Annotated in this window: 22 protein-coding genes; 7 read left to right on the forward strand and 15 right to left on the reverse strand. The window is 45.5% G+C overall.

All coding sequences use genetic code 11. The features are described 5' to 3' along the window. Window positions 1–36: 36 nt before the first annotated feature. The 9 genes from rpoN to rpe form a co-directional block, all read right to left on the reverse strand. On the reverse strand, window positions 37–1,446 hold the full coding sequence (gene rpoN / locus AKG33_RS00625; RefSeq protein ID WP_012030866.1) for an RNA polymerase factor sigma-54: 1,410 nt from the start codon (window positions 1,444–1,446) through the stop codon (window positions 37–39). 1 nt (window position 1,447) lies between these two features. Continuing rightward, window positions 1,448–2,179, reverse strand: a complete 732-nt coding sequence (gene lptB, locus AKG33_RS00630; protein WP_012030867.1) for an LPS export ABC transporter ATP-binding protein — start codon at window positions 2,177–2,179, stop codon at window positions 1,448–1,450. Continuing rightward, window positions 2,176–2,595: a lipopolysaccharide transport periplasmic protein LptA gene (lptA, locus tag AKG33_RS00635; RefSeq protein WP_041729455.1), complete on the reverse strand. Its 420-nt coding sequence runs from the start codon at window positions 2,593–2,595 to the stop codon at window positions 2,176–2,178. Before lptA ends, lptB begins: the two co-directional genes overlap by 4 nt. Then, window positions 2,573–3,178, reverse strand: coding sequence for an LPS export ABC transporter periplasmic protein LptC (gene lptC, locus AKG33_RS00640; RefSeq protein ID WP_081423585.1), 606 nt, complete (start codon window positions 3,176–3,178; stop codon window positions 2,573–2,575). The genes lptA and lptC overlap by 23 nt, the downstream gene beginning before the upstream one ends. Beyond that, entirely contained in the window at window positions 3,175–4,137 is a 963-nt protein-coding gene (locus tag AKG33_RS00645; protein WP_012030870.1) for a KpsF/GutQ family sugar-phosphate isomerase, read from the reverse strand. Before AKG33_RS00645 ends, lptC begins: the two co-directional genes overlap by 4 nt. Before the next feature lie 24 nt (window positions 4,138–4,161). Further along, on the reverse strand, window positions 4,162–4,836 hold the full coding sequence (locus AKG33_RS00650) for an HAD family hydrolase (protein WP_012030871.1): 675 nt from the start codon (window positions 4,834–4,836) through the stop codon (window positions 4,162–4,164). Further along, on the reverse strand, window positions 4,833–5,528 hold the full coding sequence (gene ubiG / locus AKG33_RS00655; protein WP_012030872.1) for a bifunctional 2-polyprenyl-6-hydroxyphenol methylase/3-demethylubiquinol 3-O-methyltransferase UbiG: 696 nt from the start codon (window positions 5,526–5,528) through the stop codon (window positions 4,833–4,835). Before ubiG ends, AKG33_RS00650 begins: the two co-directional genes overlap by 4 nt. A gap of 54 nt (window positions 5,529–5,582) precedes the next feature. Further along, window positions 5,583–6,743, reverse strand: coding sequence for a PA14 domain-containing protein (locus AKG33_RS00660; RefSeq protein ID WP_012030873.1), 1,161 nt, complete (start codon window positions 6,741–6,743; stop codon window positions 5,583–5,585). A 77-nt stretch (window positions 6,744–6,820) separates the two neighbouring features. Beyond that, on the reverse strand, window positions 6,821–7,510 hold the full coding sequence (gene rpe, locus AKG33_RS00665) for a ribulose-phosphate 3-epimerase (RefSeq protein ID WP_012030874.1): 690 nt from the start codon (window positions 7,508–7,510) through the stop codon (window positions 6,821–6,823). Between the two features lie 27 nt (window positions 7,511–7,537). Here rpe and AKG33_RS00670 point away from each other — a divergent pair, with 27 nt between their 5' ends. Both AKG33_RS00670 and AKG33_RS00675 read left to right on the forward strand, forming a co-directional pair. Then, window positions 7,538–8,284, forward strand: a complete 747-nt coding sequence (locus tag AKG33_RS00670; protein WP_082203944.1) for a biotin--[acetyl-CoA-carboxylase] ligase — start codon at window positions 7,538–7,540, stop codon at window positions 8,282–8,284. Then, on the forward strand, window positions 8,272–9,012 hold the full coding sequence (locus tag AKG33_RS00675; protein ID WP_012030876.1) for a type III pantothenate kinase: 741 nt from the start codon (window positions 8,272–8,274) through the stop codon (window positions 9,010–9,012). The genes AKG33_RS00670 and AKG33_RS00675 overlap by 13 nt, the downstream gene beginning before the upstream one ends. Before the next feature lie 3 nt (window positions 9,013–9,015). Here AKG33_RS00675 and AKG33_RS00680 read toward each other — a convergent pair whose 3' ends face one another. Then, on the reverse strand, window positions 9,016–10,407 hold the full coding sequence (locus AKG33_RS00680; protein ID WP_233433963.1) for a S41 family peptidase: 1,392 nt from the start codon (window positions 10,405–10,407) through the stop codon (window positions 9,016–9,018). 516 nt (window positions 10,408–10,923) lie between these two features. Here AKG33_RS00680 and aceE point away from each other — a divergent pair. From aceE to AKG33_RS00705, 5 genes are all read left to right on the forward strand, one after another. After that, window positions 10,924–13,572, forward strand: a complete 2,649-nt coding sequence (gene aceE / locus AKG33_RS00685) for a pyruvate dehydrogenase (acetyl-transferring), homodimeric type (RefSeq protein WP_050707772.1) — start codon at window positions 10,924–10,926, stop codon at window positions 13,570–13,572. A gap of 9 nt (window positions 13,573–13,581) precedes the next feature. Then, a complete protein-coding gene (gene aceF, locus AKG33_RS00690; protein ID WP_407712501.1) occupies window positions 13,582–14,874 on the forward strand; it encodes a dihydrolipoyllysine-residue acetyltransferase in 1,293 nt (430 codons plus the stop codon). Window positions 14,875–14,883: 9 nt separating this feature from the next. Continuing rightward, window positions 14,884–16,602 carry a TolC family protein gene (locus tag AKG33_RS00695; RefSeq protein WP_119185474.1) on the forward strand — a complete coding sequence of 573 codons (1,719 nt, stop codon included), beginning with the start codon at window positions 14,884–14,886 and terminating at the stop codon, window positions 16,600–16,602. A gap of 69 nt (window positions 16,603–16,671) precedes the next feature. Continuing rightward, window positions 16,672–18,888, forward strand: coding sequence for a type I secretion system permease/ATPase (locus tag AKG33_RS00700; protein ID WP_012030881.1), 2,217 nt, complete (start codon window positions 16,672–16,674; stop codon window positions 18,886–18,888). 9 nt (window positions 18,889–18,897) lie between these two features. After that, a complete protein-coding gene (locus AKG33_RS00705; RefSeq protein ID WP_012030882.1) occupies window positions 18,898–20,163 on the forward strand; it encodes an HlyD family type I secretion periplasmic adaptor subunit in 1,266 nt (421 codons plus the stop codon). On the opposite strand, the gene nth is transcribed toward AKG33_RS00705, so the two are convergent. The 5 genes from nth to rsxC are packed head-to-tail and all read right to left on the reverse strand — an operon-like array spanning window position 20,149 to window position 24,551. Next, complete coding sequence (gene nth / locus AKG33_RS00710; protein WP_050707775.1) at window positions 20,149–20,778, reverse strand: endonuclease III; 630 nt, start codon at window positions 20,776–20,778, stop codon at window positions 20,149–20,151. The two genes, AKG33_RS00705 and nth, sit on opposite strands and share 15 nt — an antisense overlap. Further along, entirely contained in the window at window positions 20,775–21,416 is a 642-nt protein-coding gene (locus AKG33_RS00715) for an electron transport complex subunit E (protein WP_012030884.1), read from the reverse strand. The genes nth and AKG33_RS00715 overlap by 4 nt, the downstream gene beginning before the upstream one ends. Beyond that, entirely contained in the window at window positions 21,406–21,987 is a 582-nt protein-coding gene (locus AKG33_RS00720; protein ID WP_152907702.1) for an RnfABCDGE type electron transport complex subunit G, read from the reverse strand. Before AKG33_RS00720 ends, AKG33_RS00715 begins: the two co-directional genes overlap by 11 nt. 6 nt (window positions 21,988–21,993) lie before the next feature. After that, window positions 21,994–22,947, reverse strand: a complete 954-nt coding sequence (locus tag AKG33_RS00725) for an RnfABCDGE type electron transport complex subunit D (protein ID WP_012030886.1) — start codon at window positions 22,945–22,947, stop codon at window positions 21,994–21,996. Then, window positions 22,944–24,551, reverse strand: a complete 1,608-nt coding sequence (rsxC, locus tag AKG33_RS00730; RefSeq protein WP_012030887.1) for an electron transport complex subunit RsxC — start codon at window positions 24,549–24,551, stop codon at window positions 22,944–22,946. Before rsxC ends, AKG33_RS00725 begins: the two co-directional genes overlap by 4 nt. Window positions 24,552–24,602 lie beyond the last annotated feature (51 nt).

Here is a 24,602-nt window from a genome sequence, read left to right on the forward strand (position 1 = left end):
GGCGTTTTTTCACCGCCACTTTTTTGTATTTATGATTTATGAACGCTCGCGGCGCATCGTTGAAGTAGCAATGCCTAATTCTTCGCGATATTTTGCCGCGGTGCGCCGCGCGATTTTGTATCCTTTTTTCAACAAAATATCCGCAATTTTTTGATCGGATAACGGTTTTTTGGGATCTTCTTGCCGAACAATTTCGCTGATGACCGCTTTTACCGCCGTTGATGATTGTTCCTCGCCGTCGGTTGTTTCCAATTGACTGGAGAAAAAATAACGCAATTCGAAAATGCCGCGTTTACACATCAAATATTTACCATTAACCGCGCGGCTAACCGTACTTTCATGCACATTTAACAATTCCGCGACTTTTTGCCGCGTCAACGGTTGCATCGCTTTTTCGCCTTCTTGGAAAAAATCTTGTTGCAGTGCCACAATCACGCTCGCTACGCGTTGAATGGTATCGGCGCGTTTATCAATGGCATTAATAAACCAACGCGCTTCATTGAGTTGCGCTTGTAATAACACTTTATCCTGATCGACGGCGGATTGAGTCAGTTTGGCATATTCGGCATTAATGCGCAGCAGCGGTTGAATGTGTTCATCGGTTTCAATAAAACTGATGCCGCCTTTTTCGCGTACGATCACTTCTGGGCGGATATATTGACCGTGTTCATGCGCGAATTCTTGCGCCGGACGGGGATTTAAGGTCTTTAACAATAAAACCGCTTGTTCATAATCAGATTCGTTTAAATCCAAACGGTTACAAATCAACTGCGGATTTTTGCCGATAAATAAAAAATGCCGCGTCATAATGCGTTTTAAAACCGATAAATAAGGCGTATTTTCGGGCAATAACGCAATTTGCAAATTTAAACAATCTTCCAAATCAAAAGCGCCCACGCCGCTGGGTTGACAATTTTTAATCGCTTGTATTGCCGCTTCTGCCACCGGCATTTTGATGCGATATTGCTGCGCCAAATCCGCGCATTTTTCGCGCAAATAACCATCTTCATCTAAATGACTGATAAACGCTTCCGCCGCGCCCAAAACTTCTGGCGATAACGGCATTTGTTGCAATTGTTCGCGCAAATACGGCAACAGCGCCGGACGCGCCTCAATAATCGCATCAAAATCAATTTCTTGTTCACGATATGGCGCGTGATCGTGCCAATCCGAATCGTAAACTTCCTCCCAATCACAATCGTATTCCAGTTCGGCGTTTAATTCGTCAAGCAATCCTTCTTTGGGCGGTTCTTCTTCACTATCAACGCGCTGCATTTGCAAATGATCATCGAGTTCAAGCATAAAATTTTGCGTCAACATTTGCGCGATTTCTACTTGCAAATCCTGCTGATTCATATTCAAAATTTTAATAGCCTGCTGAAGTTGCGGCGTCAGCGATAACTGTTGTTTGAGATTGATATTGAGATTTTGCGCTTGCTTATTCATTTTATTTCTCTAAATAAAAATCATCGCCCAAATAGGCACGGCGCGCCGCTTCATTGGCAACAATTTCTGCTGGCGTTCCGTGCGCAATAATGCGTCCCTCGCTTAAAATATAAGAATGATCACAACTTTTTAACGTTTCGCGCACATTATGATCGGTAATGAGCACGCCAATATTACGTTTGGTTAAATGTTGAATAATGTGCCGAATATCAGAAACGGCAATCGGATCGACGCCGGCAAAGGGTTCATCAAGCAAAATAAATTGCGGTTCCGTTGCCAGCGCGCGCGCAATTTCGCATCTTCGGCGCTCGCCGCCGGATAAGGCAATGCCCAAAGTATTTGCCAAATGCGTAATGCCGAGTTCTGCCATTAATTGCTGCGCTTTTTCTCGCCGCGCTTTGCGGTCTAAACGAGTGGCTAATTCCAAAATTGCCAAAATATTATCTTCCACCGATAAACGACGAAAAACGCTGGCTTCCTGCGGCAAATACGATAATCCTAACCGCGCGCGTTGATGAATGGGTAAATGCGTAATATTTTGTTCGTTAAGCGTAATTGTTCCGGCATCAACCGGAATCAGTCCCACGATCATATAAAATCCCGTGGTTTTACCGGCGCCGTTTGGGCCCAATAATCCCACCACTTGCGCCGGCTGCACCGTCAAAGAAAAATCACGCAAAATAACGCGATCGCCGTAACGCTTTTGAATTTGTACAACTTCTAAACCACTCATTTTGTTTTTGGATTTAAGGTCATTTGAATGCGTTTTCCGCGTAAACGTTGCTGTTTGAGTTGATATGTTAAGCGTTCGGCTTTGGTTTCATTGTCGCCTTGCATCACGCTGGCATCACCTTCAATTTCAACCGTTGCCGTATGAATGACGTAAACCATAAAATCACCTTGCCCCGTAATCGCCGGTTCATTATTGGGTTGATAATGAAACGTTACACGGCGTCCCCAAGCTTCAATTTTCGTCACGGCGCCTTTATCAAAATGAACCACGACTTTATCGCCGGTCAACTTCATATTGGCTTGTGCGATGGCAACGTGCCCCGTATACGTCGCTATTCCTTTTTCCGCATCATATTCGCCCTGATCGGCAGAAAGGCTGATTTCATCTTGAATTTTATTTTGTGCGTAAATGGGCATTATCCACAGCATCAGCACGAGAAAAATGAGGCGCATAATGACTCCGAATATTTTTATTGAGTATAAATAAGTTTTGATTTAAATGCCATCTTGCACCAATGGCATGAGTTATGCTATTTGGCGTTTTCAGAACCAGCGCGCGGGGAATATCAACGTAGTGCTCGCGGTAAACATATTCCATTTCATCGCTTTCCAAACGCAAATCATCATGATTTTGCTCACCGCGCCGCGTTGCAACAACTTCTCCTTTTAAAACAAGATATTGACCTTGAAAATCCGTTGCCGTTTGTGCAGTTAAATCCATTTTTTCTGGATAATGCTGCAACTGCGGACGCTCATAAACCGTTTCTTGCGTATCGGCGTAATAAGCCGCGCGCTCGCTCGATAGCATCACTTCCTTTTCGCCGTCAGCGTTATAACGAAAAGCCGTAACATCTTCCAAAGAAACAACGGGAATCGTGCGTTCGGAAAGCGCGGACTCCTCCAATTCCACCGTATTTTTTTTGAAATACGGCAACAAAATCATCACCAGCAAAAACGAACACAACATTTGCCAGCGTTGATAAACGCGTCGCTTCATCATGCCACGCCCGCGGCAATCAAATCATGAATATGCACGGCGCCGCATAATTGCTGCTCAATCGTTAAAACCGGCAAAACCGTAATTTGCTGTTGCTGCATCAAATGCAATGCTTCTGCGGCAAGACAATGTTCCGTGATGGTTTTAGGATTTTTCGTCATCACGTGCTCCAGCGGCAAATGAAGCGCATTGCTAAAAGCGCCGAGCGTGCGGCGTAAATCGCCGTCGGTATAAATACCGAGCAATTTTTTTTCCTGCGCGATCAACGTCATACCCAAACGTTTATCGGTAATTTGAAATAATGCCGTTTGCACGCTATCCGTGGGCAGATTTAACGGCAATTGCGCAAAAGGGCGCATGATATCGGCAACTTTAATCGTCAACCGCCGTCCCAAACGTCCAAACGGGTGCGAACGGGCAAAATCCTCATCATTAAAATCCCGTGCCTGCATCAAACTGATTGCCAAAGCATCGCCAACGGCGAGCATTGCCGTTGTGCTTGCCGTCGGCGCCAAATTTAATGGACAGGCTTCGCGTTCAATATGAATTGGGATATGAATATCCGCGTTTTGCGCGAGATGCGATTGCGGATTGCCCGTCATCGCAATCACGGGCACGGCTAACGTTTTTAACGCTGGCAGCATCGCCAACAATTCACCGCTTTCCCCAGAAAATGACAACATCAGCAACGTGTCAGCGGCGGTAATCATGCCTAAATCACCATGACCCGCTTCTGACGGGTGCACAAAAAACGCCGGTGTGCCCGTGCTGGCAAAAGTTGCCGCTAATTTTGCCGCGATGTGTCCTGATTTTCCCATGCCACTCACGATAACGTGCCCGCGCGTTTTCATCAGCGTTTCGCAGGCGCGCCCAAAATCATCAGTTAACCGTTGTGCGGCAATAGCAGCGGCTTCCAGCGCTAAAACATTCTCGCCGTTATTAATCCAATGAATGCTCGTCATTTTTTCCTCTTTTTCGTTGACGTTTTAACGCGCCGCTGTCCACAAAAGATCATATAAATCTTGCGGCGCATCAATAATTGCATCGGCTTGCCACGTTTTCGGGTCGGCATCGGCGGCGAGATAACCATAACGGCAGGCGATGGTATACATGCCAGCAGCTTTTCCGGCGCGCATATCATTCGCGCTGTCGCCAATATAAACGCAATCCTGCGGCGCCACGTCTAATTGTTGGCAAGCATAAAACAACGGATCGGGGTGCGGTTTTGCGCGTGGCAGCGTATCGCCGCAAACGAGCACAGATAATCGTTTATCCATTTGCGTTGCTTTAACAAAAGCTTGCGCAAAACGTTGAAATTTATTCGTCACAATGCCCCAATGAATTTTTTCGGTTTCTAAACGCTTTAAAACCGCGTCCATTCCAGAAAATAGTGCGCTGTGGTTAGCGATATTAGATTGATAATATTGAGAAAAAGTTGGTAACAACAAATTCATCGTTTCGGCATCGATGGGTATTTGAGCCGCGGCTTGTAACATCGCTTTGCTGCCGCCAGAAATATGTTCGCGGATAACCGCGGCGGGCGCGCAATGATAACCGTGCGTTGTGAGTGTATGAGTAACGGCGGGAACTAAATCGCCGGCGGTGTCAAATAATGTGCCGTCTAAATCAAAAAGGACGGCGGCAAAAGGCATTGTTTTCATGATTTTTTTTGAACAGCAAGTAAATAATGAGTGTTGAGATGACGGCTTAAATGCGCGCTTTTGCGCAGCGGATGATAAGTCATACCGCTTAATGCGACGGCGGATAATCCGGCGCGTTCTGCCATGGTGACGAGTTCGTGCGGACGGATAAAATCCGCGTAATGATGCGTTCCGCGCGGCACCAGTTTTGTGAGATATTCCGCTAAAACAATCATTTTAAAAAACGCGCGTTTATTGCGGTTAACCGTTGATAAAAAAGCAAAACCATTCGGACGCAACAGTGCATAAATATCGCGCAGAATCGCCGCCGGATTGGCAACGTGTTCCAGCATTTCCATGCATACGATGTGATCGTATTGTTCATTTTGCGCGCAACAATCGTGGCTGCTGATTTGCCGGTAATTAATCGCCAGATTTTGTCCAGAAAGATGATGTTCGGCGGCGGCAATCATGCTTGAACTTAAATCAATGCCAAACACTTGCGCGCCTTCACGCGCCAAAGCTTCGCTTAATAAACCGCCACCACAGCCAATATCTAAAATCGTTTTTTGATTTAACTTGATGAATTGTTTAATAAAATCCACGCGCACGGGATTAATATGGTGCAAAGTGCGATACGCGCCATTTTCGTCCCAAAAGTGTGCGCCGTACTGATCAAAACTTTCAATATGCGCATTATTTAGTGATGACATGATGAAATTCCCCGTAAAAAATAAAGCGACGATAGCATAGAGCCGCCACGTTGTTTAATTCTGCGGCATAAAGTCTTCAAATGAACGCGGCGTTTTTTGCTGGCAACGGCGTTTTTGTTCTGCCCAATCGCGTTGTTTTTGCACATCTTCGGCAAACGTTTCCGCCGTAATGCGTCGATTGGGTACTTTTATGTTTTCTGCATAATATTCACCGCTGATACCGGCAAGCGGTAATTTCGTCCACTGTAAAACGTTTTCCGCAAATGTTCGCAGCGAGGAAGTGTCCTCGCAATAAAATTGTCCGCCAGCACAATTGCAGTGCGCGCGCGTATTTTCGCCTAAATCGTCATCGATGAAGCCGCGCCACGTAAAAACTTTTTCCGGCGGAAAATTTTCAACTTTGGAGCCGGCGCTCGCGCGGTTATAAATCACCATTTCGGGTTGTTTACCGGCAATATGCCAGCGTACCGCGCGATAACTGCTTAACAATAAAACATAAGGCGGCGCATTATCGGCAATCGTTAAAAAAACGCGATTATCTTGGTGCGCGCTTTCATAAATGCCAACAGCATAAATCACCGTTTTTTCAGGAATTTTTTGTTTTACTAATAAATCTGCTAATGCTTCGGGCGCGTATTCCATCATCAGCGGCGCTAAAGAAAGTTGAAAAGAAGTGGTATGCCAATGATTGAGGTGTTCAACTTCTAATGTGTAATCGCCGGCGGTTAAAAATAATGTGTTTTCAGTTTGACTGTTGGCTTTATCAGAAGAATGTTCAGAAATAATGACGCGTTTATTCAGCATCACGCGCGATTGTGCCCAACTTTGATCGAGATACACGCGATATAAACCCGATTGAGGAATCGTTATTTTACCCACCCAATAAGCGCCGAATTGTTCGGAAGGAATTTGATGAAAATCTTGGTAGGCATAATTGATGGCGATGGCGTCAACATGTTCTTGAAAAACGACTTTATTGGGTTCTTGCGCATTAATATAAAACGCATAAAAACCCGTTTCAGGCACGAGATGCTGCGGATTTAATACTTCGCCCCACGTGCGCTGCGCTTGAGGAAAATCGTTTAATGACGCATTTGGTGCGGCGCGATGCGTTTCATTCGGCGGCGTTTTTTCCGAATGAGAAATGGTTGCTGGATTTGAAATTTGCGCGATAAAAAATGAAAAAAAGATCAGGGAAATAAAAGAAGATAACATAATGATATTCCTCAATAATAAAACGTTTTTAGCGGCAATTTTGCGCGGCAAAAATACGATATCAACGGCATTATTTTTTATCTTGGCTGACAAAACGCGCGGGTTGCCGTATCGCGTAATTGTTGCATGATGTTTTGATAATCGGGCGCGTGAAAAATGGCAGAGCCGGCGATAAACGTATCAGCGCCGGCGGCGGCAGCAGCGGCAATTGTTTGCTGATTAATGCCACCATCAACGGCTAAACGAATTGGGGGTTTGAAATCTGCGAGTTTTTGGCGAACGGCGCGAATTTTGTCAAGAATAACCGGCAGAAAATTTTGACCGCCAAAACCGGGATTTACCGTCATGATTAAAATGATATCCAATTGATCTAAAACGTATTCCAAACAAGATATTCCCGTGGCAGGATTGAGCGCTAATCCTGCTTTTAATCCTAAATCGCGGATTAATTGCAAAGAACGGTTTAAATGCAACGTGGTTTCTGGGTGAATGGTGATTGAGGTGGCGCCGGCTTGTGCAAAAGCGTTGATTAAAGCGTCAACCGGTTGCGCCATCAAATGGACGTCAATTGCAGCGCTGATGCCGTAATTGCGTAATGCCTGACAAATCGGCGCGCCAAACGTTAAATTCGGCACATAATGGTTGTCCATCACATCAAAATGAATACTATCGGCACCAGCAGCTAAAACTTGCGCCACTTCTTCGCCCAAACGCGCGCAATCAGCCGCTAAAATCGATGGAGAAATCTCAATGCGCGTTTTTGACATGTTGCAATCCTCTTTGTTCACATTAAAATGCGCGATTTTATCATTGCAAGGAACGATAAAGTGGGACGGATTCAGTCGTATTGGCATGCGTATTATTTTGCGCAATTGCCTTCAACTCAACAGTTTCTACTCAATCATCCGCCTACTATTTCGCCGATTGTTTGCCGCGCGGGGGCGCAAACCGCCGGCGTTGGTCAACGTAATGCCGTTTGGCATTCGCCGGAAGGGCAATTATATTTTTCAATTCGTTATCCTTTTTCATTGCCCTCTGCGCTGCAATTAGGATTAGCACAAATCACGGCGCTGACCATTGCCGAATTTTTAGCGGCAAATCATTGTCCCATCAAACTCAAATGGCCCAATGATTTATTTATTGAAAACCGCAAATGCGGCGGCATTTTGATCGATTTAATTCCGCGCGCGGCAGGTTGTGATGCCGTTATCGGTGTGGGGCTTAATATCGTGCGGCAAGCGGATTGTCCCGCGCATTACGCTTATCTTGCGGATTATTGTCGGCTCGCGGGTGATTTTTATGAACAATTATTAGACAAATTATTTGCGATGCTGACGTTGTGGCAACAAAAACCTTATTTACCGGCGGCGCATCGTTGGGCGGATTATGATTTTTTTATCCATAAAATCTGCCGGTTAGAAAATGAACCGCAGGCGTTTCGTTTGTTAGGCATTGATCAAAAAGGACGGCTCATTGCCAAAGATGAGCAGCAACATATTCATTTTTTTACCAATACTCGGATTCAACAATGTATCTCTTAATTGATGTGGGCAATTCTCGAATTAAATGGTTGTACGGCAATAAAGTACCCAGCACGATCGAAGCCGTTTCTTATAAACAAGATTGGCAAATGAAACTGATTCGTGCGTGGCATTTGCTGCCGGAACCAGAAGCAATTGCGCTTTCGAGCGTTAATAAAGCGGAAATTACCACCACGATTGAAGAAATTGTGCGCCAACTTTGGCATAAAACCGTAAAAATTTTTGTATCACAAAAGCAAACCAATCATACGTTGACGGTGGTTTATCAAAAACCCGAAAAACTCGGCAGCGATCGTTATTTAGCTATGTTGGGCGCGCGATCTTTGTGTCACGATCCTTTATGCGTGGTTGGTTGCGGCACGGCAATTACTTTAGATGCTGTTGATGGCGACGGGCGACATTTGGGCGGATTTATTTTGCCGGGCATGCGTTTGGCAGAAAATGCGTTGCTGCAAAATACGCAAAAATTGGTGCCAATGCGTTGGACGCCGCATTTATTAGGCAATGATACTGCCAGCTGCATCAGCGCCGGCATTCATCATGCGCTGCCGGCGGGCGTGGATCATATTATTGACGAGTTAGAAGGGCAGTGTGGTTATTATTTCAAACGCTTTGCTTTCGGCGGCGATGCACAAATTTTATTTGGCAATCGTCCGACTTATCGCATTGAACCGGATTTAATTTTTGGCGGTATGTTTGCGCATTTATCACCGCCAAAACAGGTTTAACGTTTACCAATAATTTTTTTGAGTTTTGATTGTGCCGGCTGACGGTTCGGGTTTGGGTTTTGAACTGTTTTCTGGCGCGGCAGTTGCAGCAGGCGTTAACTTATTCATTAACTGCATGGCGGTTAAAATATTGATGGCTTCATAAAGCGCAAAATCCTGCATAGCAAGCGATTCTGTATTGGATTTTGGAGAAGGCGCAATTGCGTTACTGGCTTCAAGATGGCGCGGCAAATTGCTTTCTTTGTCGTCAATATTTTTCTTTTGGGTTTGCAATTTGAGGGAGCCGATTGGGATTTGCGGCGTGATGCCGGTAGCTTGAATGGATTGTCCGGAAGGCGTGTAGTAGCGGTAAGTGGTGAGTTTGATGGCGCCGCCGTGGTATAAAGTTTTAACGGTTTGTACGGATCCTTTGCCGAAAGTATTTTGCCCAATGCTTAACGCGCGGTTATTTTCTTGCAACGCCGCCGCTAATACTTCCGATGCCGATGCCGTACCTTCATTAATTAATACTACGATCGGTTTGCCATTTAATAAATCTCCTGCTTCCGCGTCGAATTTTTCCTCATAATCGCGTCCGCGAATGCTGACGATGTTGCCGTGGTCGAGAAAGAGATCGGCGGTTTCAACCGCTGAATCAAGCAATCCGCCGCCGTTATTGCGTAAATCAAGAATTAAGCCGTTAAGCGGCGATTTGACTTGTAATGATTCGATTTCTTTTGCCACATTGATCGCCGTATCTTCTTGAAATTGCGTGATGCGCAAATAAGCGAAATTGTCGTTTAACAAAGAAGAGCTTACGCTGGTGATGTAGATAATTTCGCGGGTAAGTTTGATTTTAAATAATGTTTCATCGCGTTGAATGGTGAGCGTGACGTCTGTTCCTTCTTCGCCGTTAAAAATTTGGTTGATTTCGGAAGAACTCATATCGTTGAGACTTTGACCGTCTACTTGACTGATAATATCGCCGGTTTTAATGCCCGCTTTTGCTGCCGGCGAATCAGCTACCGCCGTAATCACGCGCACGGAACCGTCTTTAACGTCTAAAATGACGCCAACGCCGGCATAAACGCCTTCACTTTCTTCTATAAAATCATGATATTCCCGTTCATTCATATAGGTAGAATGCGGATCGAGACGCACCAACATGCCGCGAATGGCGTTTTCAATTAATGTGCCATTATCGATGGGCTCAACGTAATAACGCTTAATGACGTCAAAAATATCAACAAAATTGGTTAATTCTTCAAAAGGAATGTGGTTATCGCCTTTTTCGGCGGGTAATGAAGTCAGCGTAATATCGTCTTCAGGCGGCATGAATTCGGGATCGAGGGGCGGCGGTGTTTGCGCGTTAGCGTAAATAGTTAATAAACTGCAAAAGGCTAATATTTTTTTCATGAGATACGCTCCGCAAACAAGACAAAATGTCACTAGAATACGCGTTTTCTTTGTGGTTGCAATTGCCGGCGCGGGAAATTTTTATTTTGCCGATGAGGCGCTCATGACGGTGATTATTATCGCGGAAATGATGGCGTCGGCGCGGGAACGTGTCAAATATTAACGCCAAAATAATATATTACATACTTATTTAACAATATGATTGATTTTTAATCAGATAAACGACAACTTGCTTTAATATTTAGCACGACAAGAGAACGGCGCCGCGGCGGTTAATGGTATAAAAAATATGCTATGATTTTATCCACGTTTTGATTTTTTAAACTCTGCGCAAAAAAAAAAGCGCCAAAGAGCTTGAAAGCTATCAAAAACGATAGAAACTACGAGGATTATGGGTTAAAAGTTACGATAATTTTTATCCAAACGCCCGCTAAATGATTGATTTTTGGGCGAGTATTCCAAAACATATCTTTCTTCAGCAGTTTCTCTGTTCAATAATTAATTAGGAGTACATGAATGGCTGATCATTTTCAAAAAGATATCGATCCGCAAGAAACAAAAGAGTGGTTATCCGCAATTGATAACGTGCTCACCCACGACGGTCAAGAACGGGCTAATTATCTGCTGCACGAAGTTGGACGCCGTGCCAACGTTTCTCTCGGTGAAGCGGGAACAACTTCTTACGTCAATACCATTCCAGTAGACGAACAACCCGAATATCCGGGCGATTTAAAGCTAGAAAGAGTGATTCGTAACACGATGCGTTGGAATGCCGCGGCGATGGTTTTACGCGCTAATAAACATACGAACGTGGGCGGTCACATCGCTTCTTTTACTTCCGCGGCGATTTTGTATGAAGTCGGTCAAAACCATTTTTGGCGCGGTCACGATGGGCATTTAGGCGATATGATCTTTTTCCAAGGACATTGTGCGCCGGGCATGTATGCGCGCGCTTATTTGGAAGGACGTTTAACCGAAGAACAATTAGATAATTTCCGGCAAGAAATCGACGGCAAAGGTATTCCTTCTTATCCGCACCCGTGGTTGATGCCTGATTTTTGGCAATTCCCTACCGTTTCTATGGGACTGGGCCCGATGATGGCGATTTATCAAGCGCGGTTTATGAAATACATGGAATCACGCGGTTTATTGGAAAAATCCGATCGTAAAATTTGGTGTTTCTGCGGCGACGGCGAAATGGACGAACCCGAATCCCGCGGTTCTTTATCATTAGCAGCGCACGAAAAACTCGATAATTTAATTTTCGTTATCAACTGCAACTTGCAACGTTTAGACGGTCCCGTGCGCGGCAACGGCAAAATCATTCAAGAATTAGAAGCCGAATTTAAAGGCTGCGGTTGGGAAGTCATTAAAGTGGTTTGGGGCAGCGGTTGGGATCAATTATTTGCCCGCGATAAAGACGGCTTATTGCGTAAACGTATGGACGAATGTTTAGATGGCGATATGCAAACATTCCGCTCCAAAGATGGTTCCTACATTATGGAACATTTCTTCAATAGCCCCGAATTGCGCGAACTCGCCGGCGATATGACCGATGAAGATATTTGGGCATTGCGTCGCGGTGGTCACGATCCGGTAAAAGTGTTTGCGGCTTATCAAAAAGCAATTCAAAGCGACCGTCCGGTTGTGATTTTGGCGCAAACCATTAAAGGTTACGGCATGGGCAGCGCGGGCGAGGGTCAAAATATTGCGCACCAAGCCAAAAAAATGAATACCGAACAATTAAAACATTACCGCGATCATTTCGGTTTGGTGATTTCCGAAGAAGACGTTGCCAACGTTAATTACGTTAAATTTGAGCCAGGCAGTCCAGAATATGAATATATTCAAAAACATCGCCAAGCATTGCACGGCTATTTACCGCACCGCCGCACAGATTTTAAACGTTTAGAAGTGCCGGAATTATCGGCGTTTGAAAGCGTATTAAAAGGTTCTGGCGAAGGTCGAGAAATTTCAACAACGATGGCATTCGTCCGCGTTTTAAATACCTTGTTGAAAGATAAAAATATCGGTCAATACATCGTTCCCATTGTGCCGGACGAATCGAGAACGTTTGGTATGGAAGGCATGTTCCGCCAATACAGCATTTGGAACCAAAAAGGGCAACAATATACGCCGCAAGATCAAGGTCAATTGATGTATTACAAAGAAGATGCCAGCGGTCAAATCATTCAAGAAGGCATTAATGAAGCCGGCGGCATTTGCGACTTTATCGCTGCGGGAACAGCGCATTGTCTCCACGATCGCCCCATGATTCCGTTCTTCATTTATTACTCAATGTTTGGTTTCCAACGTTTTGGGGATTTTGCGTGGGCGGCAGGTGATCAACGCGTCCGCGGATTTTTGTTAGGTGGAACTGCTGGACGTACAACGTTAAACGGCGAAGGTTTACAACACGAAGACGGTCACAGCATGATTCAAGCGGCATTAGTGCCCAATTGTATTCCTTACGATCCAAGCTTTGGTTATGAAGTTGCCGTGATTGTGCAAGATGGTTTGCGCAGAATGTATCAAGAAAATGAAGATGTGTATTACTACATCACTTTGATGAACGAAAACTATCCGCAACCGGCATTGCCAGAAGGCGTGGAAGCTCAAATTTTGAAAGGAATGTATTGCTTGCAAAGCGCTGAAAAACCACAAAAAGCACACGTGCAATTGATGGGCGCGGGCACAATTTTAAATGAAGTGATTGAAGCGGAAAAATTGTTAAAAGATTGGGGCGTCAGCGCCGATGTTTGGAGTTGCCCAAGCTTCCCGCTTTTAGTGCGTGACGGTATGGAAACCGAACGTTACAATCGTTTGCACCCAACGGAAGCGGAAAAATTGCCGTTTATCGCGCAACAATTAGCCAATCATCAAGGACCGATCGTGGTTTCTACGGACTACATTCGCGCCGTGCCGGAACAAGTGCGTGCATATTTACCAAAAGGCAGAAATATGACCGTGTTGGGTACTGATGGCTTTGGGCGTTCCGATACGCGCGCTAATTTGCGTCGCTTCTTTGAAGTTGATCGTTATCATGTTGTGATTGCCGCGTTAAAATCTTTAGCCGACGAAGGAACGATTGAAAAAACTAAAGTTGCCGAAGCAATTAAGAAATACGGTATCATGACGGAATTAGATGCGCCTTTGTATCGCTAATTAAGGAGGTTGAAAGTGAGTATTGAGATTAAAGTGCCTGATATTGGCGATTTTGAACATGTTGATGTCATTGAAGTATTAATCAAAGCCGGCGATAAAATTCAAGCCGAACAATCGGTTTTAGTTTTAGAATCGGATAAAGCTTCCATGGAAGTTCCTGCTGAATGCGGCGGCGTGGTTGAAGCGGTGAAAATTAAAGTTGGCGATAAAGTTTCGCAAGGTGATGTGATTGCCATTTTAAGCGGCAGCGATGCAAAAGCTGAACCTGTTGCCGCGGAAAAACCAGCGCCAGAAAAACCAGCGGCGGCGGAAAAAGCAGCACCCGCACCGGAAAAACCGGCTGCCAGCAAAGCAGAATCTGCGCCCAAAACAACAGCAGCCATTGATGAAGAAGCTTTTAGTCGCGCTTATGCAAGCCCTGCAGTGCGGCGGCTGGCGCGTGAATTGGGCGTTGATTTGGGCAAAATTACCGGCAGCGGTCGCAATCAACGCATTGTGGTGGAAGACGTTGAAGCCTTTGTTAACCAAAAAGCGCCAGCAAATGCAGCATCAGCGGTTTGTGGACGCGGTATTCCGGAAATGCCGGCAATTGATTTTTCACAATTTGGCGAAATCGAAGAACAAAAATTATCGCGGATTAACGTATTAACGGGCGAAGCGATGACACGGAATTGGTTGAATATTCCGCATGTTACGCAACACGACAGCTGCGATATCACCGAATTGGAAGCGTTCCGCGTGGCTTTGAAAGCCGAAGCCGAAAAACGCGGCGTAAAAGTCACCATGGTGGCATTTTTAATGAAAGCGTTAGCGACGGCGTTAAAAGAATTCCCGCGCTTTAATTCTTCTTTGTCACCAGACGGCAGTAAATTGATTTTAAAACACTATTTTAATATTGGTGTGGCAGTCGATACGCCGAACGGTTTGGTTGTGCCCGTGATTCGCGATGTGGATAAAAAAGGCATTTTTGAATTATCAGCTGATTTAATGGCGATGAGTAAAAAAGCCCGTGACGGCAAATTGACGCCTACTGATTTCGCCGGCGGTTCAATGACGATTTCCAGCTTGGGCGGCATCGGCGGTCAACATTTCACGCCGATTGTCAACGCGCCGGAAGTGGCAATTTTGGGCGTTTCCCGTTCAATGATGCAGCCAGTTTGGGACGGCAAAGCTTTTGTGCCCCGATTAATGTTGCCGTTGTCATTGTCATACGATCACCGCGTTATCGATGGCGCTTTGGGCGCAAAAATGATCGTATTTATTGGTCAAGTATTGACAGATATGCGTCGTTCTTTATTGTAATTTTTCGAAATGGGTCAAGGAAGAATTGGCATTTTTTGGGGATTGCTCGGGGTCATACTCGGGCAATCTGCGTTTTCGGCGGATCTGCCACAGATTCTGCGCGATAACGTGTTGAAAAATCCAGCGATTGTTGAAGCGCAATCGCATGAACAAATCGCCGATTCCGTACTTGATCAAACAAAAGCCGCTTATTATCCCGTGGTCGGCATTGCTGCCGATCAATCAATTTTATCTACGGACGATAATAGCGATCCTTTTATGCCGCGCGTTGATGCCAAATGGACGGTTTATAATTTTGGCAAAACTGATGCCGCCGTTAAACGCGATGAGGTCGACGCGCGTTATTATCGCGAAAAAACGAATGAAGCCGCGCAGGAATGGGCTTTTGAGGTTTCCGGATATTATTTGGAAGCGTTGAAAGCAAAAATGTTGCTGGCAGCGGCGCGCGATAATTTGGCTTTGCATAATCACATCATCGATCAGTTAAAAATTATCACGCAATACGATCCTGGGCGCCGTTCTGAATTGACGCAGGCGGAATCGCGACAAATCGCCGTACAGGATTCGATTGCCAGTTATGAACGTTTATTAGGATTAAGTTTGCGCCGTATCGCGCGCCACGTTCAACCGGCGGTTACCGCATCGGAACTAAATGATCCGTTTACCGATTTGGCGCTTAACGATTTAATCACGCGTTATCCCGTCAATGAGGAATATATTAAAAAAAATCCCAGTTATTTAGCGCAACTTGAAGAATTAGCGCGAAAAAAAGCAGAATTAGAATTTGCGAAAAAAGCTTATTACCCCGATATCGACGTGCGCGCGCAAGCCAATCATAAAGATGTGGGCATGTATTTGAGCATGTCTGTAGATGTTTACAACGCCGCAAAACAACCTGCCGTTATGCAAAAGCAACACGAAATCAATGCCGCAAACGCCAAAATTACGCGTATGAGCGATGAAATTAAACAACGCGCCGATATGGCAGTGATTCAAATGCAACAAGACATGGCGCGTTTGCAAATCGCTGATCGGCATATTATGGACTTGCGGCAAGTGGTTGTGGATTATGAAGATCAATTTAAAATCGGCGCGCGTACTTTGCTCAATGTGGTTGATGCGTATAGCGAATTGGCAAGTGCACAGCAGGGAAAAGTTAATACGCAATACGATTTAATGAGCGCCAAATTGGAATATTTATCCGCGGTGGGCGCGCTCGGCGATTGGGCGCAATTGCCCACGGTAAATACCGCATCAGCGCCGCAAACAACGAGCAGCGATGCAGAAGTTTTTGTTGGTGATAAAAATATTTTAAAAACGGAAGAAACTAAACCGGCAGAAGAATCAGCGCCCAAATCTCAATCAGAAAAAATCGATATTCACCCTGATGTGCACATACAAACCGTAAACGAGCATACGGAAATCCGTGTGCGCGAACAAAATGCTTTAAAAACATCGGAAAAACAATCTGAAAATCAATCCGTTAAAATTGAAAAAGTAGCAAAAACTGACGGCGCCGTTCAAACGCCGCAAAATGCTGCGCCACCGCAAAATCATCAACAAAATCATGAGGAAAAAGAACGCGTTTCCGTTGAAGAAGCTTTCTGGCAACAATTTGTTCCTCAAGAATCCGAACAAGAATCAAAAACCGAATCACCCAATGACATTTGGCAACATTTCCCGCCGCCAGAAATGCAAGGCGGCTATACTTTGCCGGAAAAACCCTGAAAACGCATTATGTTTTTGCGGGCAAAATCGTTGATAATATCGTTTTTCATTACTTTTTAAGGATTATGCATGCACGTTTTGCTGGAACATATCAGTTTGCTGACGCGTATTTATGGCAGTCCCGTTTCCGCGGTGACTTTGGCGAGTTTGACGCCGCGCGATACTGATGGCAATTTCGATTATAAAACCTTATCAGAAGAATTAACGCATCAAGGTTTTGACAATCATTTACTCAAAAAACCGCTCAAGCGCGTGCATAATCTGACTTTACCCGCGGTATTAATTTTGCGCGACGGCGGCGCGGTTTTATTAAAAAGAATTGATCACGTCAAACAAATTGCCCGCATCGAATTTGCCGAAACTGGCGAACAAAATATCGCGTTAGCAGAATTAGAGAAAAATTATCTCGGCTTTATTTGGCATATTAAACCCAAATTAGAAGCCGATACGCGCTCTGAATTGCCGGAATATCATTTGCCGCGCGGTTGGTTTTGGCGCGTGATTTGGCGGTTTCGTCATTATTATTATCAAGTGATTATTGCCACGTTTATTATTAACGTGCTTGCTTTGGTGAGCTCTTTATACGTGATGAACGTTTATAACCGCGTGATTCCCAATAAATCGTATTCCACGTTATGGGTATTGAGTATTGGCGTGGCGCTGGCAATTTTCTTTGAATTCGTCGCCAAATTGATTCGCGCGCATTTAACCGATCTCGCCGGCAAAAAAGCCGATTTAATTATTTCTTCGGCGCTGTTTCGCCGCGTTTTGCAATTACGTTTGGCTGATAAACCGGTTTCTTCGGGATCATATGCCAACAATTTGCGTGATTTCGAATCGGTGCGCGATTTTATGACGTCTGCCAGTTTATTGGCATTTGTTGATTTACCATTTTTCTTTTTATTTATTGTGGTGATGTTTATCATCGCCGGGCCGCTTGCTTTTGTGCCGTTATCATTAATGCCAATTGTTTTAGTCATCGGATTATTTGCGCAAATTCCTTTATCAAAATCGATTAACGAATCGATGCGCGAATCGTCGCAGCGGCAAGGTTTAGCCGTGGAAGCTATTGAAGGCGTGGAAACGTTAAAAGCTAATAACGCTTTTAGTTGGGCACAAAAACGTTGGGACGGTTACACCGCAAAAACTGCCGCCTCAAGCATTAAAACGAAAAACATCAGCATGTTTGTTACCAGTTTATCGGCGGCAGTGCAACAATTAAACACGGTAGTTTTAGTTGTTTTGGGCACTTATTTAATCCACGCCGACAATATCGCCAACCGCATTACCATGGGCGCGTTGATTGCTTGCGTGATTTTGTCGGGACGCGCGCTGGCGCCGATTGGGCAAATTTCGGGATTAGCCGTGCGTTTTCAACAAGCGCGCCATGCGTTAAATGGCGTCAACGGCATTGCCGAGCGCCCGATTGAGCGTTCGCCGGATCGGCAATATATTACGTTTGATAACGTTAAAGGGCGGCTTGTTTTTGAGCGCTGCCGTTTTGGGTATCAAAAAGAAGGCAAAAAAGTGGTGGAAAATTTATCGTTGACGATTAACGCGGGCGAAAAAGTCGCGATTTTGGGACGCATCGGCAGCGGTAAATCTACGTTACTCAAACTCGCTTGCGGTTTATACGAACCGCAAGAAGGCACGGTAACTTTAGATGATGTTGATATTCGGCAAATCGATCCTTATTTTTTGCGCCATAAAGTGGCGTTATTGGGACAATCGCCGCGGTTATTTTTGGGTACGTTGCGCGAAAATTTGGATATGGCACGGGCGGATAGTTTTTTTAGCGATGAAATTTTAATCAATGCGTTGCGCCGTTTTGGACTCGACCGCGTTATTCAAGGTCACCCGAAAGGTTTGGATATGCCGTTGGGTGAAGACGGCGCGGGATTATCCGGCGGACAACGGCAGATTGTAGCTTTGGCGCGGTTAACGTTGAAAGATCCGGCAGTAGTTTTGCTCGATGAACCTACAACAGGTTTGGATCAATCCACCGAACAAATGGTGTTAACGGCGTTAAAAGATTGGATAGGCGATAAAACCATGATTGTGGTGACGCATCGTCCGCAAATTTTGCAACTCGTTGATCGAATTGTAATTATGGAACAAGGTCAAGTTTTGATGGACGGCAGCAAACAAGCCGTTTTAGCTAAATTGAGCGCTTCGGGGCGTAATCCCGAACAAGAAGATAAAAAAGCAACTTATGTTGATACCACGCCGATTCCGCCTGCCGCGCGCGGACAGAATCGCATTCAATACCGACCAAGTACGCATTAGGAATCTATGATGGCAAGAAGAGAAAAACTTTCGCAGCAGGATTTAAAACTCGTCAATGATTTAAGCGCCGCATTGCAAGTTGAAAGGCATACGGGTTTGTGGCTGGGCATTTTTTTATTGATGACTTTGGTCGGCGCATTTTTATTTTGGGCGTATCACAGCGATTTAGAAGAAGTGACGGTTGGGCAGGGCGCCGTAATTCCCAGTTCGCGCGAACAATTGATTCAAAGTTTGGACGGCGGCATTTTAAATGCGTTGTACGTTAAAGAAGGGCAATTGGTCGAAAAAGATCAGCCGTTGCTCAAAATGGACGATACGCGCAGTTCGGCATTATTGCGCGAAAGTCAGGCAAAAGTAGAAAGTTTAACGGCGATGCTGACGCGGTATCGCAGTGAAGCTTATGATGAACCGCTGCAATTTTCATCGGATTTATCAGCGGAAATTCGTCAACGCGAAACTTCAGCGTTTCAAGCCGGAAAAAATGCTCTGCAGGCAAAAACCGAAGGTTTAGAAAAATCGATTATTTTTTTGAAAAAATCGCTGGATTTTTTAAATGATCAAGTCACACGCATGGAAGCGATGGTAAAACGCGGCGTTGCCTCGCAGCTGGAATTATCGCGTATGCAACAACAACAGCAAGAAATCAGCAATCAAATCCAATCGTTATACAATCAAATCAACGATGCGCGCGCGTTATATTTAAAAGAAGCTAACGAAAATTTAGTGCGCACCGATTCGGAATTAGCGCAAGCTTTGGAAAACGTGGCGCGTTATGCCGATCCGGTGGCGCGGTCGGAAATTCGCTCGCCCGTGCGCGGTATCGTTAATAATATTCGGATTAATACCGTTGGCGGCGTTATCAATGCCGGCGAAGAAATTATGGAAATTGTGCCGATTGATGAAACGTTATTAGTGCAAGCTTATATTCGTCCGCAAGACGTTGCTTTTATTCACCCCGGACAATCGGCAGTCGTGAAATTATCTGCTTATGATTATTCTGTTTACGGCGGTTTGGAAGGAAAAGTAACGTTATTGAGTCCGGATACGCTTAAAGATGAACGCAGCCGCAGCCAACTCAATTTAGACGCCAATCAATCTTATTACCGCGTTTTGGTGGAAACGCACGGCAGCAAACTAACGGATAAAAACGGGGAAGAATTGCCCATTATTCCGGGCATGATCGCTACCGTTGATATTAAAACCGGCACGAAAACCGTTTTTGAATATTTGATTCGCCCCGTCACACGCATGAAACAAGCATTACGTGAGCGTTAATTGGGCGCATAAATCGGCAACAACACAATGTTGGCATAACGGATTTCGCGCGCGGCAGGTATAACGACCGTGCAAAATCAGCCAATGATGCGCGTGTAATAAATAAGCATCGGGCACGTTTTTCATTAAACCTGCTTCCACCGCTGCCACCGTTTTCCCCACGGCAAGACCCGTGCGATTGGCAACGCGGAAAACGTGCGTATCAACGGCAATAACTTTTGCACCAAATGCCGTATTTAAAACCACATTTGCCGTTTTGCGTCCCACGCCTGCCAAAGATTCCAAATCTTCCCGCGAACGGGGCACTTCGCCGCCGTATTTTTCCACTAAAATGCGGCAGGTTTTTAAAATATTTGCTGCTTTGGTATTAAATAAACCAATGGATTTAATCGCGTTTTTTAAGCGTGTTTCTCCCAATGCCAAAAACGCTTCCGGCGTGTTGGCATATTGAAATAATTTGGCGGTGACTTTGTTAACGCTTGCATCAGTTGCTTGCGCCGAAAGCATCACCGCAATTAATAATTCAAAATGATTGCGATAAACTAATTCACTGTTTGGATTCGGATTTTCCGCTTTTAAACGTTCAAAAAAAGTCACAATATCAGCAGCATTCATTTTTTTAACCATTCATCAATACTGTTTTTTCCGGCAATAAGCAGCGCGTAACAAAAAAACGCCCCCGCGGGTAATGCCGCTAAAATAATGTGCGCGTCGCCTTCATAAAGCGTTATTTGCCACGCGCGCGCGCCGTCGCCGAATAAAATTTCCATATGAGAAAATAAAGTGCCGTGCGCTAAAAATTCACGCAGCGCGCCCAATAAAGTAATCGTCCATAAAAAACCCGCACCCATAAAAAAACCGTCTGCCAGCGCATTTTTCCAATGATTTTTTACGGCATAAGCTTCCGCGCGTCCGATCATGATGCAATTAGTGACAATTAACGGTAAATAAATGCCCAAAGCTTGATATAACGAAAACGCAAACGCTTGAATGATTAATTCCACCACGCTCACCGCCGACGCGATTAACAAAACGAAAATCGGCAACCGAATTTCGGGGCGCACAAATTGCCGCGACAGCGAAACCAACACGTTTGACAGCATTAATACAAAAACCGTTGCCAGCCCCAAACCCAGCGCCGAAACTACATTTTGCGAAATCGCCAGCAAAGGACACAATCCCAAAATTTGCACTAAAGCGGGATTGTTGTGCCATAAACCGTATTTCATCAATTTTTTTAATTCAGGGTTCATTGTGCGTCTCCCAATCATTTAAAACCGAATCAACCAAATTCACCACGGCGCGCGGCGTAATCGTGGCACCGGTAAAAGCATCAAAATCGCCGCCGTCTTTCTTCAAGGAAAAACGGGTATTTTGGCGCGATTTGCCGCGAAATGATTCGATCCACGGCGAAATTCGGCGATCGATTTTATCGCCCAAGCCAGCCGTTTCTCGATGCGCAACCGTACGCACGCCGAGCAATTGATGATTCGGATCGATACCGATTAACAACGTAATTTCGCCGTTATAACCTTTTGCCGTAGTTGCTTGAATAAAGTAAGCAATATCATGATGATGCGCATCGCGCAGCGTGTATAAAATAACGCGCTGATGCGCTAAATCGAGCGTTTGTTGGGTTTTGAGTAATGACGATTCCGCTGCCGGATAAATTTCTTGAAATTGCCGCAATAAAGCGCGTTCGTTTTGCTGCGCGATACGGTTTTGCAGCAGAAAAAAAACGGCGCTCACCAGCGATAAAAAAATAAGCGCAAATAACGCCAATCGGCGCATCGCAAAACGAGAATAAGCATTTAATAACAACATAATCACTCAACGATAATGAGGGCGAAAAACATAATCGAGCACGGGAACCAGCGCGTTAGCGCATAAAACGGCAAAAGCAAAACCATCGGGGAAATTGCCCAAATTACGAATGCATACCGTTAAAACACCAATTATGCTGCCGTATAAATAGCGCCCGAAAGGCGTTGCCGCGGCTGTGACGGGATCGGTGGCAATAAACCATGCGCCGAAAAAAGTGGCGCCGGAAAAAAGTTGCGCGGCAGGATTGAGATAACGATCAGCATCGATAAACCAAAATAAAGTGGCAGTAAGAAGCGCTGATAATAATACGGCTATTGGTAACCGCGCGTCTAATAAGCGTTTTTTTAATAAATAACAACCGCCGAGCGCAACTGCCAACAACCAGAAAAACCTTTGCCACGAAGGCAACCAAGTAATCGCGGTCAATGAGGCGTCGTCGATGCGTAATTGTCGGCTGTAATCCAATAAAGTGGCAGCCGTTGTCGTGTCAAAAGTTTGCCAAAAACTTGAAGGTGGCACGGACAATGAAGCGTGTTGTCCCATCGCTGCGGGGAAACTCACCAATAAAAAAGCAAAGCCAACCATCGCGGGATTAAAAGGATTCATGCCCATGCCGCCGTATAAATGTTTGGCGAAAATCAGCGCAAATCCTACGCCGATGATGACGAGCCACGCCGGAACCGTTACCGGCAATGATAACACCAGCAATAAAGCGGTCAGCGTTGCTGTGCCGTCTTTTAAATGCGGTAATACGGCTTTGCCGCGCAGGCGCAAAATCAGCGCTTCAAAAAACCATGCGCTTAAAATCGCCAGTAAAATCAATCCGATCCAGCGACTGCCGGAAAAAATAACTAAAACCACTATTGCCGGCATTAATGCCAGCACCACCGACCACATCACATAAGCCGTGGTGGGTGCAAAATAATCAACGGGAACGCGGCGCGGCGAAAAATGAATCATAAGTTTTTTCCTGCGGTTGATGATTGACGAGCGGCTCTACGGGCTTCAGCGCGCGCTTTGGCTTCGGCAATCATTTTTTGTTTTTGGGGATCGGCTTGAATACGCGTGGGATCAAAATGTTCTGCTGATGCGGTTTCGGCGGCAAATTGGGCTTGATGCGTTTGCAATTGTGCGCGTTTTTCCTGCATTTTTTGTTTGCGTTCAGCGGCTTGTTGTGCAAGACGCGTTAACCGCGCCTGATGGCGTTTTTGTGCGCGCGCGGCATTTTTTTCATTGCGTTCTTGTGTGCGCAATTGATCTTTACTGACGCGGTAATAATCCACTAACGGCAGGCGAGACGGACAAACGCTGGCGCAAATGCCGCATTCGATGCAATCAAATAACCGATAATTTTTGAGCGCGGCGCTATTTTGCTGGCGGCTGTACCAATACAATTGTTGCGGCAATAAATGCATGGGACAGGCATCGGAACAGCGTCCACAACGAATACATTCGGAAGTAGGTTCTGCTTTGGTTTCGGGCAATAACAATAAACAATTTGTTGTTTTGGTTAATCCGACTTCGGTGTTTAATTGTGGCTCGCCCATCATGGAACCGCCGATGAGTAATCGACTGTTTGGCGTTGTGCCGCCGCTTTGTGCGATTAATTCGGTAAGCGGCGTTCCGATGCGGACGCGGTACACTTGAGGGCGCGCAATTTCTGAGCCGCTGACGGTTACATAACGCTCCAATAATGGGCGACCGTGCGTTAAAGCGTCATAAACGGCTTTCATCGTTGCCGTGTTATGACAAATAAAACCGCGATCGTGGGCATGTTTGCCGTTAACGCGGACATTAAATAATAATTCAAAAAGTTGCCGCGAATTGCCCGATGGATACCGCGCCGGAATAATGGTTAACGAAATCCGCGGATCGGCAGCGTCAGCGATGGCTTTTTCTAAAGCCGCGATTGCTTGCGGTTTATCGTTTTCAATACCAAAACGAATGGAATCAACGGACAAAATATAAGCACTTAATTGCGCACCGCGGACGATTTGCGCGGCGTGTTCGCGGATTTGCATATCATCGCAACTGATATACGGCTCGCATTCAGCAGCGTTAATTACCAAATGTTTTGCGGCAAGCGCGAGTTTACGCGCGGTGGGAAAACCTGCGCCACCTAAACCAACTACACCGCAATCAGAAACGCGTGCGCGCAATTGTTCGCGCGGAAAGCGTTCATCTAAAGACGGGAGCGGTTTGCAAAAATGATCGGCGCCGTCAGCTTGTAATGTTATCGTTAACGCCAATGTATTACTGCTGTGGCGATCGTAGCGCGGTTCAATTGCAGTGATGATGCCTGACGTGGGCGCATGAAGATTGGCGCCTTCATCGGTGGTGGGCGTGGCAATTAAACTGCCGCCATCAACGTGTTCTCCAACGCGCACGCACGGCGCTAACCATTGACCGTCACGTTGTCGCAATGAAAGCCAATAAGTCGCGCTTAACGGCAGATTTTGCACGGGATTTTGTGTGGAGCAGGTTTTATGCGCGGGCAACGTTAAACCGCCGTGAAAATGATAAGGCGCCGCCGGCGTTTCCCAAAAACGCTTAAAGAGTTTCATGATGTTCCTGTGTTGATTCTAATGGTGTTTGAGGCGGTTGCCATTTCCAAA

The sequence above is a fragment of the Dichelobacter nodosus genome (assembly GCF_001263335.1).
Taxonomy (GTDB): Bacteria; Pseudomonadota; Gammaproteobacteria; order Cardiobacteriales; family Cardiobacteriaceae; genus Dichelobacter; species Dichelobacter nodosus.